The organism is Actinomadura madurae (assembly GCF_047130825.1).
Taxonomy (GTDB): domain Bacteria; phylum Actinomycetota; class Actinomycetes; order Streptosporangiales; family Streptosporangiaceae; genus Spirillospora; species Spirillospora madurae.
The window spans coordinates 6,397,421-6,413,355 of sequence record NZ_CP083237.1 but is presented as its reverse complement, the minus strand read 5'-3'; the positions used below and the strand labels follow the sequence as shown (position 1 = coordinate 6,413,355).

At 73.3% G+C, this 15,935-nt stretch carries 16 protein-coding genes; 10 read left to right on the top strand and 6 right to left on the bottom strand.

Annotated features, from left to right (window positions below; genetic code table 11):
• Nucleotides 1-194: 194 nt before the first annotated feature.
• Nucleotides 195-371, top strand: coding sequence for a hypothetical protein (locus K8Z49_RS29270; protein ID WP_412515750.1), 177 nt, complete (start codon nucleotides 195-197; stop codon nucleotides 369-371).
• Between the two features lie 39 nt (nucleotides 372-410).
• On the opposite strand, the gene K8Z49_RS29265 is transcribed toward K8Z49_RS29270, so the two are convergent.
• Together K8Z49_RS29265 and K8Z49_RS29260 are read right to left on the bottom strand one after the other, a co-directional pair.
• The gene (locus K8Z49_RS29265; protein WP_021598359.1) at nucleotides 411-1,226 is read right to left on the bottom strand and encodes a MauE/DoxX family redox-associated membrane protein; all 816 of its coding nucleotides are present in this window, start codon (nucleotides 1,224-1,226) and stop codon (nucleotides 411-413) included.
• Between the two features lie 6 nt (nucleotides 1,227-1,232).
• Nucleotides 1,233-2,159: a hypothetical protein gene (locus tag K8Z49_RS29260; RefSeq protein WP_024934791.1), complete on the bottom strand. Its 927-nt coding sequence runs from the start codon at nucleotides 2,157-2,159 to the stop codon at nucleotides 1,233-1,235.
• A 270-nt stretch (nucleotides 2,160-2,429) separates the two neighbouring features.
• Between K8Z49_RS29260 and K8Z49_RS29255 the strand changes: the two genes are divergently transcribed.
• The 3 genes from K8Z49_RS29255 (at nucleotide 2,430) to K8Z49_RS29245 (ending at nucleotide 6,669) form a co-directional block, all read left to right on the top strand.
• A complete protein-coding gene (locus K8Z49_RS29255) occupies nucleotides 2,430-2,918 on the top strand; it encodes a SigE family RNA polymerase sigma factor (protein ID WP_024934790.1) in 489 nt (162 codons plus the stop codon).
• A gap of 320 nt (nucleotides 2,919-3,238) precedes the next feature.
• Nucleotides 3,239-4,861, top strand: a complete 1,623-nt coding sequence (locus K8Z49_RS29250; protein ID WP_412515749.1) for a long-chain fatty acid--CoA ligase — start codon at nucleotides 3,239-3,241, stop codon at nucleotides 4,859-4,861.
• 206 nt (nucleotides 4,862-5,067) lie between these two features.
• Nucleotides 5,068-6,669: an RNA polymerase sigma factor gene (locus tag K8Z49_RS29245; protein WP_412515748.1), complete on the top strand. Its 1,602-nt coding sequence runs from the start codon at nucleotides 5,068-5,070 to the stop codon at nucleotides 6,667-6,669.
• Nucleotides 6,670-6,673: 4 nt separating this feature from the next.
• Here K8Z49_RS29245 and K8Z49_RS29240 read toward each other — a convergent pair whose 3' ends face one another.
• Nucleotides 6,674-7,444 carry a MerR family transcriptional regulator gene (locus K8Z49_RS29240; protein ID WP_250359200.1) on the bottom strand — a complete coding sequence of 257 codons (771 nt, stop codon included), beginning with the start codon at nucleotides 7,442-7,444 and terminating at the stop codon, nucleotides 6,674-6,676.
• 62 nt (nucleotides 7,445-7,506) lie between these two features.
• Here K8Z49_RS29240 and K8Z49_RS29235 point away from each other — a divergent pair, with 62 nt between their 5' ends.
• From K8Z49_RS29235 to K8Z49_RS29225, 3 genes are all read left to right on the top strand, one after another.
• Nucleotides 7,507-8,493, top strand: coding sequence for an adenylate/guanylate cyclase domain-containing protein (locus K8Z49_RS29235; RefSeq protein ID WP_021593558.1), 987 nt, complete (start codon nucleotides 7,507-7,509; stop codon nucleotides 8,491-8,493).
• A gap of 6 nt (nucleotides 8,494-8,499) precedes the next feature.
• On the top strand, nucleotides 8,500-10,074 hold the full coding sequence (locus K8Z49_RS29230) for an N-acyl-D-amino-acid deacylase family protein (RefSeq protein ID WP_075022897.1): 1,575 nt from the start codon (nucleotides 8,500-8,502) through the stop codon (nucleotides 10,072-10,074).
• Between the two features lie 119 nt (nucleotides 10,075-10,193).
• Entirely contained in the window at nucleotides 10,194-10,409 is a 216-nt protein-coding gene (locus tag K8Z49_RS29225) for a hypothetical protein (protein ID WP_021593555.1), read from the top strand.
• A 40-nt stretch (nucleotides 10,410-10,449) separates the two neighbouring features.
• Here K8Z49_RS29225 and K8Z49_RS29220 read toward each other — a convergent pair whose 3' ends face one another.
• Nucleotides 10,450-10,908, bottom strand: coding sequence for a MarR family winged helix-turn-helix transcriptional regulator (locus K8Z49_RS29220; RefSeq protein WP_075022896.1), 459 nt, complete (start codon nucleotides 10,906-10,908; stop codon nucleotides 10,450-10,452).
• Between the two features lie 119 nt (nucleotides 10,909-11,027).
• On the opposite strand from K8Z49_RS29220, the gene K8Z49_RS29215 reads away from it, so the two are divergent.
• The gene (locus tag K8Z49_RS29215) at nucleotides 11,028-11,828 is read left to right on the top strand and encodes an SAM-dependent methyltransferase (protein WP_075022895.1); all 801 of its coding nucleotides are present in this window, start codon (nucleotides 11,028-11,030) and stop codon (nucleotides 11,826-11,828) included.
• Nucleotides 11,829-11,858: 30 nt separating this feature from the next.
• Here K8Z49_RS29215 and K8Z49_RS29210 read toward each other — a convergent pair whose 3' ends face one another.
• Nucleotides 11,859-12,455 (bottom strand): helix-turn-helix domain-containing protein, encoded by a 597-nt coding sequence (locus K8Z49_RS29210; protein WP_021593552.1) that lies wholly within the window; start codon nucleotides 12,453-12,455, stop codon nucleotides 11,859-11,861.
• A 95-nt stretch (nucleotides 12,456-12,550) separates the two neighbouring features.
• Between K8Z49_RS29210 and K8Z49_RS29205 the strand changes: the two genes are divergently transcribed.
• Together K8Z49_RS29205 and K8Z49_RS29200 are read left to right on the top strand one after the other, a co-directional pair.
• Nucleotides 12,551-13,195, top strand: coding sequence for a class I SAM-dependent methyltransferase (locus K8Z49_RS29205; protein WP_021593551.1), 645 nt, complete (start codon nucleotides 12,551-12,553; stop codon nucleotides 13,193-13,195).
• A 16-nt stretch (nucleotides 13,196-13,211) separates the two neighbouring features.
• Nucleotides 13,212-14,795 (top strand): MFS transporter, encoded by a 1,584-nt coding sequence (locus K8Z49_RS29200; RefSeq protein WP_075022893.1) that lies wholly within the window; start codon nucleotides 13,212-13,214, stop codon nucleotides 14,793-14,795.
• 20 nt (nucleotides 14,796-14,815) lie between these two features.
• On the opposite strand, the gene K8Z49_RS29195 is transcribed toward K8Z49_RS29200, so the two are convergent.
• Nucleotides 14,816-15,841, bottom strand: a complete 1,026-nt coding sequence (locus K8Z49_RS29195) for a saccharopine dehydrogenase family protein (RefSeq protein ID WP_412515747.1) — start codon at nucleotides 15,839-15,841, stop codon at nucleotides 14,816-14,818.
• Nucleotides 15,842-15,935: the final 94 nt, after the last annotated feature.

The following is a 15,935-nucleotide window of genomic DNA, read 5'->3' as shown; positions in this document are numbered from 1 at the left end:
CTCTAGCGACCGCCCTAGAAAGCCGTAGATTCCGCTCGCCTGCCGTCTGCCTATCTCTAAGTCTTTCTAGACTATTTCCTAGAGAGCGCTAGAAAATTCCAGAGAGTCGAGCTCGTGCCCTAGGTGTCGCTGGACGAGGAGGGGTAGGACCCGGTCGTGTGCCCCATGAGCGGGCACGGATGTCGGGGGGAACCATGGCAGACCGATTCCGCGGCCAGGACCTGAACCGCGAGTTCACCAGCGAAGACGAGAACACCGTCTGGGACGAGCACGACGAACCGCCGATGCAGGACGAGCAGGGCGGCCAAGCCGAGCGACCGGAGACCGACTTCCTGCCCGAGGACGAGGAGTTCGGCGGCGACTGGCAATGAGGAATGTCTAACCGGCTATTGGACGTGTCCAAGAAACCGCTAGACGGCCGCAGAGACCTCGGGCCGCGCGACCCCCGACCGGACGACCCGGTCGCGCCCGGCGGTCGACACCGCGAACACGATCTCCGCGTCCCGCTCGTCCACCCGGGCCGGGAAGACCACGAACCGCCAGCAGCCCTCCCGCCACACCTCCAGCGGCACGGCGCTCGCGATCACGTTCTCGTGCTCGGCCCACGCGGGGCTCGCGTGGAGCGTCGCGTACGTCTCCCTCATCGGGCTCCGGCGCCGCTCGCACGGGACGGCCGCGCGCTGCCCGAGCCCGGCCAGCTCCGCCAGCTCGGGGGACAGCGCCGCGAACAGGGCCAGTTCCACCGCGAACACCAGCCCGACCTGCACCTCGACGTTCCGGAGCACGTCCACGCCGGCCAGCGGCGCGCCGAGCGACGCGATCGCCGCGCACGTGAACAGCACTGCCCGCAGCACGCTGCGGCGGTCGACCCTCTTGCCGCTCAGCGCGCCGAAGCAGCCGCACCCGGCGTCCGGCCGCCCCACCCGCAGCTCCCCGACGACCCACGTCGCCGCGGCGAAGGCCACCGTCGTCGCGAGCCGGACCGACAGGTGCGACGTCGCCAACAGCGCCAGCCCGAGCAGTCCCTCGCCGACACCGAGCCCGACCGTCATCCCCCGGCTGCGCCGCAGCGCCGTCAGCCGGGCGGCCCCGGCGGGCACCGGCACGCCGTGCACGTGGTCCGGCGCGTCCGCGGCCCGCTCCCGGACCGTCAGCTTCGCCAGGCACGCGGCGATCAGCACCGCCGCCAGCAGCAGCACCTGCGTGTTCTGGAACGCCGTCACCATGGCGCCTCAACTCCCCCGTGGCACGTGCGGCCGGACGGCCGCGTTGAAACAGCCGGCCTCCAGCTCGCCGCCGAGCCCGGCGAACGCGGCCGGCGTCAGCTCGACGATCCGGCCGCGCGGCGACGCGGCGCACTCCACGCACCGGTCGCAGAACCGCGCCGCCGCGCACCCGCACTCGATCACCGGCAGGGTCGCGGACCGCCCGCCGCACTCGTTGCGGACGGTCACCTCCCCGCCGAGCGACAGGTACGGGAACGGCACGCAGCCGGACGGGGCGTCCGCGCATCCCCCGGCGTCCCCCTCGGAGTCGACCGCCGGGTAGGACGCCCCGTCCCGCACCTCCCCCTCCGTGGTGCCGAACCACGTCGCCGTCCCGTGCAGGACGTCCGGCACGGGCCTCCCCGCCTCGGGCGCGGCGAGGTCGTCCACCCGGTACCCCGGCTGCGACGTGCCCGGCCGCACCGCCAGCGGCCCGCCCGGCGACCGGACGCAGATCACGTCGATCAGGTATCCGGGCTCCAGCCGCGGATGCCGGACGAGCACCCGCTCGCGGGCGTGCGGGGGGATCACCACATGGGCGCGCCCCCGGTGGGGGCCCATGTCCACCTCCACGGTGTCCCGCCCGCACGCCAGGATCGTGCCCCCGACCCGCCCGATGCCGACCCACACCTTCTCGGCGACGGACGAGCTCCGGCGGACGACCACCGGACGGCCCGGCCGCAGCGCGGCGAGGCCCCCGCGCCCGCCGTGCCAGACCGCCGTGCTCTCGCTCATCGCGAGCCGCACCTCCGCCCCGTCCGCGTGCAGCACCAGCAGGTGCGGGCTCGCGTCCAGGACGATCCCGCTCAGCCCCCGCTCCGGCCGCCCCGCGTCCGGACGCGGGGCCGCGCCGAACACCGCCTCGCGGCGGCGGTGACGCTGGGAAGGCGACATCGCGACTCTCCGGAATCGATCATCGTCACGCTGGGCGACCGGTGTTAGGACAGTGAGTCAAGAGTCGCCGGGTCATGACTGGGCTGTCGACGGATTTGTCGCCATAAGTCAGCCCGCGGAGGACGTCTGATCTACCTGGGTTGAAGATTATGCACTGGTTGACCCGGAAATATCTTTTCTGTAGACCCGGAATTACGATCGCCCTGCGATCGTCGTGAATACCGGGAGTCGCGCACGGCCGGGAGCGCGCGCTCCACAACCCCTGGTCCGGTGGTGGTGGTGAACGGGACGCGGCACGAGGAGTTCCGTACGTACGTCGCGGAGCGCGGACCCGTGCTGCTGCGCGCCGCGACCCAGCTGACGAGCGACCGCGCCGAAGCCGAAGACCTCCTCCAGGCGGCCCTCGCCAAGACCTACCTGGCCTGGGACCGCATCGAGGACCGCTCCGCCGTGGACGGCTACGTCCGCCGGGCCATGGTCAACACCCAGATCTCCTGGTGGCGCCGCCGCAAGCTGGACGTCTACCCGACCGACCAGCTCCCCGACCGCCCCGTCGAGGACCACACCGCCCGCAGCGAGACCCGCGACGCCCTGACCCGTGCCCTCCGCCGCCTCCCCGAACGCCAGCGCCTGGCCGTGATGCTCCGCTACTACGAAGACATGTCCGAACGAGAGATCGCCGAAGTCCTGGGCGTCAGCGTAGGCACCGTCAAATCCACAGTCTCAAGAGCCATGGCCCGCCTAAGAGAGCTGTACTAACCGTGTCTACCCCCCGGGGGCGAGCCCCCGGGAACCCCCTTTACGAGCCGGTCGATTCTCACGCCACGGTGCTGCTGGGCTGTGACCGTGCGGGTGGTGGCGTGTCGCTGCGGTCGCCCGGCTCGGCGGGCATGCGCGCACCGCTCGCTCCACGCGCCTGCCCGTGCCTCCGGCTGAGCCTCAGACCTAAGAGCGCTCTTGGTGGTGCACAGTGCTGGGGCCCACTTTGTGGGGGTTCTTAGTGGGGTGGAGGGGGTCGTCAGGGTGGGGCGGCGCTGCGAGAATCCGGCTTAGGCGGCTGTTTTGGTTGGAGGCGTGTCGTGTACAGCACCATGCAGGATTTTCCGCTGACCATTACGACGATCATGAAGTTCGGGGCCGAGGTCTTCGGGGCGGCCGAGGTCGCGACGTGGACGGGGGACGGGGCGCGGCGGCGGACGTACGCCGAGGTCGGGGAGCGTGCGGCCCGGCTGGCGGGGGCGCTGCGCGGGCTCGGGGTGGACGGTGACCAGCGGGTCGCCACGTTCATGTGGAACAACGCCGAGCATCTGGAGGCGTATCTCGCGGTCCCGTCGATGGGTGCCGTGCTGCACACGCTGAACCTGCGGCTGTTCCCCGATCAGCTGGTCTACATCGCGAATCACGCCGAGGACCGGGTGGTCCTCGTGGACGGGTCGCTCATCCCGCTGCTGGCGCCGGTGCTGCCGCAGTTCAAGACGGTCCAGCACGTGGTCGTGGTCGGCGGGGGCGACACCGGGCCGCTGGAGGAGGCCGGCAAGGAGCTGCACGACTACGAGGAGCTGCTCGCCGCGGCGCCCGCGGAGTTCGCGTGGCCGGACGTCGACGAGCAGTGGGCCGCGGCGATGTGCTACACGAGCGGGACGACCGGGAACCCGAAGGGCGTCGTGTACTCGCACCGGTCGGCGTACCTGCACTCGATGGCGACGTGCACGGGGAACGCGATCGGGCTGAGCGCGTCCGACGTCGTGATGCCGGTGGTGCCGATGTTCCACGCGAACGCGTGGGGCCTGCCGTACGCGGCGCTGATGGCGGGGGCGTCGCTGGTCATGCCCGACCGGTTCCTGCAGGCGGACCCGCTCGTCCGGATGATCGAGGCGGAGCGTCCGACGGTGGCGGGCGCGGTGCCGACGATCTGGTCGGACGTGCTGCGCCACACGAGGGAGCACGGGTCGGACCTGAGCTCGCTGCGGCTGGTGCCGTGCGGCGGGTCGGCGGTGCCCGAGTCGCTGATGCGGGGGTTCGACGAGATCGGCGTCCGGATCGTGCAGGCGTGGGGGATGACGGAGACGTCGCCGGTCGCCACGGTCGCGCATCCGCCTGTGAAGGCGGCGGACGAGGACGTCTGGCGGGTGCGGCTCAGCCAGGGCCGCGTCCTCGCGGGGCTGGAGATGCGGGTCGTCGGGGACGGCGACGTCGTGCTGCCGAACGACGGGGAGTCGGTCGGGGAGGTGGAGATCCGCGGGCCGTGGATCACCGGCGCCTACCACCTGGACGAGGATCCCGCGAAGTTCCACGACGGCTGGCTGCGCACGGGCGATGTGGGGACGCTGTCGCCGGACGGCCACCTGCTCCTCACCGACCGGGCGAAGGACGTGATCAAGTCCGGCGGGGAGTGGATCTCCTCGGTGGAGCTGGAGAACCATCTGATGGCGCACCCGGACGTGGTCGAGGCGGCCGTGGTCGGGGTTCCGGACGACCGATGGCAGGAGCGGCCGCTCGCGTCCGTCGTCGTCCGGGAGGGGGCGCAGGTCACGGCGGAGCAGCTCAAGGAATTTCTCGCTGGGCGGATCGCGAAATGGCAGCTCCCGGAGCGCTGGGCGTTCATCGCGGAGGTGCCGAAGACGAGTGTCGGCAAGTTCGACAAGAAGGTGCTGCGCCGCAGGTACGCGGAGGGTGAGCTGGAGGTCCGGCGGGCCGACTGATCCCGGCGCGGCCCTGACCGGATTCTGACGCGCAGTCATTCCGCACGTGGTCACGCAGAGATGCCGACTCTCTCCAAGGTGTTACCTTAAAGGGGATTTCGGCGGATGAGTGGTGCGGATGGGGTTCGTGGGTGTATCCAAGGTGGGCTGAATGTCCGGATGGCCCTCAGTGGGGCCGGCCCCGCACGCCGCTGCCGGGAGCGTGAATGCCCAGGTTGTCGACCTCTGCGCACTCAGCCGACCGCACGCTGGTCAAAGGGCTGAGTGACGGCGACGAGGCTGCGCTGGCCGCACTCTATGACGAGTACGGTGAGCGCCTATACGATTACGCGCTGTCGATGTCGGGAGACGGGAAAACCGCCGCCGACATCGTGCATGACACGTTCATCGACGCGTGCCGCCGCGCCCCCCGGATGCGCGACCACCTGTACCTGAGTTCCTGGCTTTACGGTGCGGCGCGGCGGCGGTGCGTCCGGCGGGGCCGCGCGAAGGTGCTGTTCTGGGATCGGGACGCCGAGTTCTCCGAGATCCCGTTTCTGGACCGTGCCGAACCGGACGGCCCGGTGCCGGAGTGGCCGCCGGCGGAGGAGCTGCACGAGCTGCTGCGCGGGTCCCTGGCCCGGCTGGCGCCCGTCGACCAGGAGGTGGTGCTCCTGGCGTTCCGGCACGGGCTGCGTCCCGCCCGGCTCGGCGCGACGCTCGGCCTGTCGTCGCGGCGGGCCGCGATGCGGGTGCGCCGGGGCCGGGCGGAGCTGGAGGCCGCGCTCCAGCGGGAGCTCGATCGTGCCGGGCGGGCGTGCGCCGAGGGCCGTCCGGAGGAGGAGGTCCCGGCCACGGCGATCCCGGTCCTCGCCGCCCGCGGGGCGGTGGTGCGGGAGGAGGAGCCGCCCGCCCCGGCGAAGGCGGCGGGCAGGGGGCGCAGGCGCGGGTTCCGGCGGCGCGGGGAGGACTCCCCCGCCGACCCGTCCGCCGACCTGCACGCCGCCGGGTGCGCCGCCTGCCGGCGCCGGGCCCGGGTGACCGCCGCCGCGCTGCTGCGCCGGGCGCCCGCGCCGATCCTGCCGGCGGCGCTGCGGCACCGCGTCATGCACACCGCGACGGACCCCGAGCTGGCCGGCTACCGCGCCGACATCGCGGCGCGCGGCGGGACGCTCACCCCGTCCGGCCTGCCGAGCCAGCCGGACGTGCCGTCGCCGTTCACCCGCCGGTGGATGTTCACCGGGGGAGGGATGGCGGGCGCGCTGGCCGCCGCCCTGGTGGCGGTGTTCGTGATGGGGCCCGGCATCAGCGGGAACACGCTGTCGTGGCCGCCGTTCCGCACGCATCCGCAGCCGTCGATCACGCAGGAGAAGCCGCACGACGGCCCGTCCCGCGGCAAGGACGGGCCGGAGGGCTCGGGCGGCGCCGCGCAGGGGCGCCCCGGCCAGGTGCCGCCGAACCCGCAGACCGATGGGGAGCCGGGGCAGTCGCGGGGGCCGTCGCCGTCCCCGACGCAGCCGACGCGGCCGCCCGAGAAGCGCGGGGTCCTCGTGGTGAACCCGGCGAAGGTGGAGCTGTACGGGACGAAGACGGCGAAGGTCGACCTGGCGGCGGAGCAGGGGCCGGTGACGTGGACGGCGATGACGTCGTCCAACCAGCTGATCCTGTCCGAGATGCAGGGCGGGATGCCGGAGGACGGCACGACGCGGCTGACGCTCACCCTGCGGACGGCGCTGATCGGCCTGCCCGGCCAGGGGACGATCACGTTCACCGACTCCGAGGGCGCGTCGCACGAGGTGAAGGTGGTCTGGGGCGCGACGATCCTGTGACGGTTCAGCCGTCCGCGGCGGGCCGCTCCCCCAGGTGATCCCTGATCGTTTCGAGGTGCTCGCCGAGCGAGGCCTGGACGCGGGCCTCCATGGCCCGCGCGATGAACGGCTCGACGACCATCTTCACGAGGGGCCGCATCCGGCGCACCACGGCGGCGATCTCGCGGGTCTCGTCGCCGTCCGGGACGGGCTGCTCCTTCAGCCGGTCGAACACGTGCTCCTCGACGAGGCCGACGAACCGGCCGGCGATCACGTCGCAGTCGTCGCGGATCTGCCCGGCGATGTCGAGGACGGCGCCGAGCGGGATGCCCGCGGCGACGAGCTCCGCGCCGACGTGCAGCAGCCGCGGGCTCGGCACCCGGAACGCCTCGCCCTCCGGTTCGATCAGGCCGAGCTCGACGGTGCGCTCGAGCATCCGGGCGACCTCGTCCTCGTCCAGCCCGGCGCCGAACTTCCCGACGAGCTCCTCGTAGGTGGCGGTGCCGGGGATCTCGTCCGACCACGGGTCGGTGAGGACCTTCTCCAGCCCGAGGACCTCGCCGACGTCCTTGCCGGTCTCCCACGCGGACAGCAGGTCCTTGATGATCGCGAAGGTGTAGCCGCGGCCGAGCAGCTTGCCGATCAGCCGGAGCCGCGCCAGGTGGGAGTCGTCGTAGAGGCCGACCCGGCCGGCGAGGCGGGGCGGCGGCAGCAGCCCGCGGTCCTGGTACGCGCGGATGTTGCGCACCGTGCTGCCGGCCAGCCGCGCCAGCTCGTCGATTCGGTACTCGGTCATGACAGGCGCGATCTTACTCCCGCGCCATTGTGACATTGATCGATGGCACATAGGGTCGGCGCATGACGGACGACGCGGACGACATCGAGGAGACCCTCCTCGGCGGGCCCCTGCGCTACACGCGCAAGGAGGTCGAGAACCTCTCGGGCGTCCCGGACGAGTACGCGCGCCGCATCTGGCAGGCGTTGGGGTTCCCGGCGCCCCCCGACGACGAGGTCGCCTTCACCGACGGCGACGTGGCCGCGCTCCGCGAGATCCGGGACCTGCTCGGCCACGCGATGGTGGACGAGGAGATGGTCCTGCAGCTCGCCCGCGCCGTCGGGCAGACGATGGGGCGGCTGGCGAGCTGGCTCGGCGACGTCTGGTTGCGGCGGCTCGGGGAGCAGCCGTCCGGCGAGCCCATCACGCCCGAGGTGGTCACCGCCGCGCTCGCCGCGACCGAGGAGCTGCGGCCGGCGTTCGAGCGGCTGCTGCTGCACGGCTGGCGCCGCCAGCTCACCGCCGCCGGGATGCGCGCCGCGGCGACGACGGCGTCCGCGCGGTCCGACCCCGCGGCGGGCATCGCGCAGCTCGCCGTCGGGTTCGCCGACGTGGTGTCGTTCACCCGGCTGAGCCGCCGCCTGGACGGGGACGCGCTGGCCGCGTTCGTCGAGCGCTTCGAGTCGTCCGCCGCGGAGATCGTCGCCGACCACGGCGGCCGGGTGGTGAAGACGCTCGGGGACGAGGTGCTGTTCGTCGCGTCCGACCCGTCCGCCGCCGCCGAGATCGGGCTGCGCATCGCCGAGCGGTTCGGTGAGCCCGACAGCCCGAAGGTGCGGGTGGGGCTCGCGTACGGCGAGGTCATCCAGCGGCTGGGCGACGTCTTCGGGACCCCGGTCAACCTGGCCGCCCGCCTGACCTCCACCGCCTACCCGGGAACGGTCCTGGCCGACGCCGGCCTGGTCTCGGCCCTGCCGTCCGGCGGGTATGACGTCTCCGGGCTGCGCCCTCGTCCTCTGCAGGGTCTGGGCCGGGTCAAGCCGTACCTTCTGCGGCACAACGGTGGATGAGGTCACATGTACGAACTGGTGGTTCGCGGCGGAACCGTCCTGGACGGGACGGGGGCCGCCGCGCGGCGCGCCGACGTGGCCGTCGCCGGAGGACGCATCGCCGCCGTGGACGTCCTGGACGGCGTCCGGGCGGCCACGGAGATCGACGCGACCGGCCGGCACGTCATGCCGGGCTTCATCGACGCCCACGTGCACGGCGAGGCGGCCGTGTTCGACCCGGACGTGCAGCTCGCCGCCCTCCGCCAGGGCGTCACCACCTTCGTCCTGGGGCAGGACGGCATCTCCTACGCCCCGGCAGGCACCGCCACGCTCCGGTACGTCAGCCGCTACTTCGCGCCGGTGAACGGCACCCATCCGGGACTGGACGGCGGCCCGGTCTCGGTCGCAGAGCTTCTCGCCGGCTACGACCGGGCGGTCCCGCTGAATACCGTCTATCTCATGCCGCACGGGACGATCCGGCACGGCGTCCTCGGCACGGCGCGGCGCGCCCCGGAGCCCGGCGAGCTGGCCGCCATGCGGGATCAGGTCGAGCGCGGCCTGGCGGACGGCGCGGCCGGGCTGTCCACGGGCCTTGAGTACGTGCCCGGCTCGTACGCCGACGCCGCCGAGATCGGGGCGCTGTGCGCGCCGGTCGGCGCGGCCGGGCTGCCCTACGTCACGCACATGCGCGGGTACGAGTCGGCGGCCGTGACGGCGATGGCCGAGGTCCTGGAGATCGCCCGGACCGGACGCGTCGCCCCGCACGTCTCGCACTACCACGGGCCGCGGGACGAGCTGATCGCGCTCGTGGACGGCGCCCGCGCCGAGGGCATCGACCTGACCTTCGACAGCTACCCCTACCTGCGGGGATGCAGCACGCTGACGCTCGTCACGCTCCCGGACCGGCTCCCGATCGCCGACCTGGACGCCACGCTCGACGCGCTCGCCGACCCGTCCGTCCGGGAGTGGCTGCACCGCGACTGGTTCGCCCACCGTGCCGAGGTGTGGCCGCGCATCGTGCTGTCGCACGTCCCGTCCGGCGAGTACCGGTGGGCCGAGGGGATGAGCCTGCCGGACGCGGCGCAGCGGGCGGGGTCGAGCCCCGGCGAGTTCTGCTGCGACCTGCTCGTCGCGACGCGGCTGGAGGCGGGCTGCGTGTTCGGGCAGCCGAACACCAACAGCGACGAATCGATGCGGGCGCTGCTGCGGCATCCCGTCCACATGGCCGGGTCCGACGCCGTCTACCAGGGCGGGCACCCGCATCCGCGGGGGTGGGGCGCGTTCGCCCGGCTGCTCGCCCGGCACGTCCGCGACCTCGGCGACTGGACGTGGGAGGAGGCCGCCGTGCACCTGGCCGGACGGGCCGCCGACCGGTTCCGCCTCGCGGACCGCGGCCGGGTCGAGGCGGGCCGCGCCGCCGACCTCGTCGTCGTGGATCCCGCCGCCGTCACCGATCGCGCCACCTACGAGGCCCCGAGAACGCCCGCGGAGGGCATCGACCACGTGATCGTCAACGGCGTCCCCGTCCTCGCCGGAGGTGCTCTGACGGCGAACGCCGTCCCGCCGGGGCGAGCGCTGAAGCCGGATGGTCGGGCATCATGAGTGGCATGAACCCGCCGAACGGCGACTGGATCACGGTCGTGACGTACGAGAACCTTCCGCGCTGCCCGCGGCCGGTGGCCGCGCTGCTGGGTTGACTGCGCGACCGCGGCATCGACTGGATGCCGTTCCAGGACGATGACATCCTGATCGACCTCGTTTGCGGGCCGGGCGACGACGGCCACTGGCGCGGCTGGTTCGGCGTCCGGGTGCGGGCGGACGCCCTGCGGCGGCTCGGGCTGCATCCCGACCAGCCGCTGTCGCGCCGGATCGGCCCGTCCCCGCCCGGCTGGTGGCACGCCGCCGCGGAGCGCGCCTTCCGGGAAGGGCGCCGTTAGGCGGCGCCCACCGTCATGGGCCCGCCGTCAAGGGACGCCGTCAGGCGGCGGACGCGGCGGCCGCGTCGAGGTGCTCGGTCATGCGCCGCAGGGTCCCGCGGAGGTCGGCCAGCTCGGCCGGGCCGAGGCCGGTCGAGCCGAGCATCCGCCGCGGCACGTCCAGCGCCCGCGACCGCAGGGCCGCGCCCTCGGCGGTGAGGTGCACCGACACCGAGCGCTCGTCCTCCCGGTTCCGGCGGCGTTCCACGAGCCCGGCGGCCTCCAGCCGCTTGAGCAGCGGCGACAGGGTGCCGGAGTCGAGGCGGAGGCGCTCGCCCAGCCGCTTGACGGTGAGCCCGTCGGTCTCCCAGAGGACGAGCATCGCCAGGTACTGCGGATAGGTGAGGCCCAGGTCGCGCAGGACCGCGCGGTAGAGCGCGTCGAACGCCCGTGACGTCGCGTGCAGGGCGAAGCAGACCTGCATGTCCAGCTTCAGGTGATCGTCGAGCGTCCCGGTCATGCCCCCAGTCTACGGTTGCGCCGATCGAGTTGCCCGCAACCGAAACCGGGCCGGACGGAGCGCGGCCGATCTTGGACAAGGATCTACAGAGCCGCCCGGCGGCTCGTTAGGCTCTCACCATGGTCGCCGGCATCGACGATTCGGTTCCGCATTCCGCCCGCATCTGGAACCACTGGATCGGCGGCAAGGACAACTATCCGATCGACCGGGAGATGGGCGACCGGATCGCGGAGAGCTACCCGCAGATCAAGAAGCAGGCGGTCGCCGACCGCGCGTTCATCGGCCGCGCCGTCCGGTACCTCGCGCAGGACGAAGGCGTCCGGGACTTCCTCGACATCGGCACCGGCCTGCCCACCGTCGACAACACGCACGAGGTCGCGCAGCGCGTCGCGCCCGAGTCGCGGATCATGTACGTCGACAACGACCCCCTGGTGCTGACGCACGCCCGCGCCCTGCTGACGAGCACCAAGGCGGGCCGCTGCGAGTACCTCGACGCCGACGTGCACGACACGGACGCCATCCTCGCCGCGGCCCGCCGGATGCTGGACTTCACCCGGCCGGTCGCGATCATGCTGGTCGGCATCCTCCACCACGTCGGGGACACCGAGGAGTCCCACCGCATCGTCCGGCGGCTGGCGGACGCGCTGCCGAGCGGCGGCTTCCTGGTGATCAACCACGCCACCTACGCCGTCTTCGGCGAGGCCTCCGAGAACGCCGCCCGGCAGTACAACGACGCCGGCGGCAGGCCCCCGGTCACCCTGCGGTCCCCCGAGGAGATCCTCCGCTACTTCGACGGCCTGGACCTCGTCGAACCGGGCCTCGTGAGCTGCGCCCACTGGCGCCCCGACCCCATGGACATCGCCACCTGGGGCGCCCCGGACGAGGTCGACGAGTTCGCCGGCATCGCCCGCAAACCCTGAGCTCCGGCACGTCCCGGGCCGGCCGCGGGCCTATTCGGCGGGACGGGCCTTCGGCGCCGCGCGGACGTGGGCGCGTTCCCCCTGCCGCCCGACGAGGCTGAGGAACTCCACCGGGCCGGCGCTCGTGGCCCCGAACCAGTGCGGGATGCGCGTGTCGAACTCCGCGGCCTCCCCGGGTTCGAGCAGGAGGTCGTGCTCGCCGAGGACCAGGCGCAGCGTGCCGTTGAGGACGTAGGCCCAGTCGTAGCCCTCATGGGTGCGCAGGTCGGGCACGGCGTCGTCGTCCCCGGCCGGGAGGACGAACTTGTAGGCCTGGATGCCGCCCGGCCTCCGGGTCAGCGGCAGGATGACCGATCCGTCGCGGTAGGAGATCGGACGCAGGTTGATGCGCGGGTCACCGGTGGGCGGCGGGTCGACTAGCTCGTCGAGGGTGACCCCGTAGGCGCGGGCGAGCGGCAGGAGCTGCTCCAGCGTGGGGCGCCGCAGGCCGGCTTCGAGCCGGGAGAGCGTGCTGGCGGAGATGCCCGTCTCGCCGGCGAGGTCGGCCAGGGTGATGTCGCGGCGCCGCCGTAGCTGCTTCAGCCTCGGCCCGAAGGCGTCGAGCGTCCGGTCCTCTGCATTGCCCATGCCGTCAGTTTGCCATTCGGCAACAGGCTTTGCCGCTTCGCCCTCGCGCCGGTCACCATCGCTGGACCTGCTGAGACGAACGGGGAGGACGAACGATGGAGCACGAGTTCGACAAGGACTACTGGGAGCGGCACTGGCAGGACGAAAGCGGCCCCGCGTCCATGGCCGGGCACTCGCCGAACCCCTACCTGGCCCGTGAGGCCGGCGATCTGGTGCCGGGCACGGCGCTCGACGCCGGGTGCGGTGCCGGTGCCGAGGCGATCTGGCTCGCCTCCCGCGGGTGGCGGGTGACCGCGGCCGACATCTCGTCCGCGGCCCTCGCCCGTGCCGCCGAGCGCGCGGCGGCGAGCGGGACGGCGAGCGGCGCGTCCGAGCGGCTGCGGTGGGTCGAGGCGGACCTGGGCGTCTGGACCCCGGACACCCGCTTCGACCTGGTCACGACCCACTACGCCCACCCGGCGATGCCGCAGCTCGACTTCTACGCCCGCATCGCCGGATGGGTGGCCCCCGGCGGCACGCTGCTGATCGTCGGCCACCTCCACCGCCACGGCCACGACGAGGGGTCCGGGCACTTTCCGCCCGCCGAAGCGTCGGCCACCGCCGCGGCCATCACGGCACGGCTGGACCGGACCGCCTGGGACGTCGTCACCGCCGAGGAGACCGATCGGACGCTGACCGGCCACGGGGGCGGGGAGACCGTCCTCCACGACGTCGTCGTGCGCGCCGTCCGCCGCCCCTAGCACTGAAGGAGCTTCCATGAAGTCGCCCCCGCCCGCGCACGGCGCCGACCCGACCATCCGGGACCCGCGCCGGCGCCGCACGATCCTGATCGCGGTCTGCGTCGCCCTCATGGCCGTCATCGCCTCGGTGACCGGCCTGAACGTCGCCCAGCCGCAGCTGGCCGTCGAGTTCGACGCCGCGCAGGACACCGTCCTGTGGATGATCAACATCTACACGCTCGGCCTCGCCGCGCTACTGCTCCCGCTCGGCGCGGTCGGCGACCGGTGGGGCCGCAAGCCGGTGCTCCTCGCCGGCCTCGCGGTGTTCGGGGTGGCGAGCGCCGCCGCGGGCCTGGCCCCGTCCACGGAGGTCATGCTCGCCGCGCGCCTCCTCGCCGGGGCGGGCGCGGCGATGATCATGCCGGTCACCCTCGCCGTCATCACCTCGACCTTCCCCGACGAGGAGCGCTCCAGGGCGATCGGCGTCTGGACGGGCGTCGCCGGCGGTGGCGGCATCCTGGGCATGTACCTGTCGGCCCTCCTGGTCGACCTGGCGAACTGGCGGTGGCTGTTCGTCCTGCCGGTCGCGCTCGTCCTGGCCGCCGCCGCCCTGACGCTCCGGTCGGTGCCGAACTCGCGCGAGCCGGCGGAGCACGGGTTCGACGCCATCGGCTCGCTGACCTCGGCCGTGGCCGTGCTCGGGCTCATCTTCGTCCTCCACGAAGGCCCCGAGCGGGGCTGGACCGCGCCCGGGACGCTGCTGAGCCTCCTCGCCGGAGCCGCCGCCGCGATCGGCTTCGTTGCGTGGGAACTGCGCCGGGAGGCGCCCCTCCTCGACGTCCGGCTGTTCCGCCGCCGCGACCTGGCCGGCGGCTCGGTGTCGCTCCTGGGCGTGTTCGGCGTGCAGGCCGGCATCTTCGTCGTGCTCTTCCCGTACTTCCAGGCCGTGCTGGGCTGGTCCGGGCTGCGCTCCACGCTGGCGCTGATGCCGACGGCACTGCTGATGATGGCCGCCTCCGGCCTCGCGCCGCGGGTGGCGGCGCGCATCGGCGGCCGGTGGACGATGGCGTCCGGCATCCTCCTCGGCGGTGCCGGCCTGGCCCTGATGGCCGCGTTCGTCTCCGTCGAGGGCGGCTACCTTTCGGTGCTGCCCGGCATGCTGGCCATGGGGCTCGGCATGGGCCTGTCGATGACCCCGTCCACCGAGGCCATCACCACGGCGCTGCCGCGCGAGCGGCAGGGCGTCGCGTCCGCGCTGAACGACGTGACCAGGGAGTTCGGCACCGCGCTCGGCGTGGCCCTGCTCGGCGCGGTCCTGTCGGCCGGTTACCGCGACGCCATCGACTCCCGGCTCCACGGGGTACCCGAAGGGGCCGCCGACCCGGCCCGCAGCGGTGTCGCCAACGCCCTGGAGGCCGCCGAGAACGCCGGGCCCGAGGCCGACACGCTCGTCCGCGCCGCCCAGCAGTCCTTCGTGGACGGGTGGCAGGAGGCGATGTGGGCGGGCTTCACCGTCATGGCGGTCCTGTTCGTCTACGTTCTCGTCCGCGGGCCCGAGCGCCGTCCTGCCGAGCCGGTCACCGCGCCGGAGGCCGCCGAGACCAGAACCCGCACGCCGTAGCGTGCGTCGTCCCTGCGCGGCTACAACTCCACGGAAATGTGCGGGGACAGCGCCCGGAGGAAGTCCGGGGCGTCGAAGATCTCGCCCGCGGAGGCGACCCCGGCGGCGCGGGTCCGCCCGGTGAGGATGCGGTCGACCGCTTCCACGACGAGCGGGGCGGTGACGGCGTAGATGTCCTGGCCGCTCGCCACGGCGCGCCGTTCACGGCCCCCCGAGCGCAGGACGACGTCGACGAGGAAGGTCTGCGCGGACCGCCCCCGCTCGTCGACCGCGGCCGGCCCCGGCGTGTCCGGGGCCGACAGGTCCCTGGCCGCCTCGATCGCCATGTAGGTGCACACCTCGGGGATGGCCAGGTGGCCGGGAACGGTGACGACGTCGGCCATCGAGAACTCCCCGATGACCGCCCGCCTGCCCATCGGGGCGGGGAAGGGCCACTCCAGGGTGGGCGGGCTGTCGTCGCGGTACTCCAGATGCCCGTTCACGTAGCGGACGCGCCCGCCGTCGCGCCGCTCGCGGGACACCTCGCCCGCCGCGCGCGTCCCGTCCGTGGGGTTCCAGCCGCTCAGCCCGTACGCGATGTGCGCCTCGTCGGCCGCCGTCCAGTCGCCCATCGCCGCGGTGGCCAGCAGGTCGCCGAGCCCGCCGAAGAAGGCCATCGCGGGGACGATCACGGCGCCGGCGTCCCGGGCGCGGCCCGCGAAGTGCGCGAACGTGTCGGCGTTGGCCTCGATCTCCGCCGCCACGTCCACGTACGGGATCCCGGCCCGCAGGGCCGCCTCGATCACCGGGGCGGCCGTCGTGGCGAAGGGCCCGGCACAGTTGACCACCGCCGCCGCACCGGCCAGCGCGCGGTCGAGCGAGCCCGGGTCGTCCACCGAGGCCTGGCGAGCCTCCAGCCCGGGATGGGACGCCGCCAGCGCCCGCAGCTTCCCGGCGTCGCGGCCGGACAGGACGGGGACGTATCCGCGCTCCCGCAACTCCGCAACCACGAACCGCCCGGTGTGGCCGTACGCGCCGAACACCGCCACCCTCTGTTCCGATCCCATGGGCACCCCCCCGCTCGAACGAACCGATGCGGCGATCATGCCGGGGCCCGGTCGCACCGGCGAGTGTCTGGAACGCCATGACTCATACAATTCC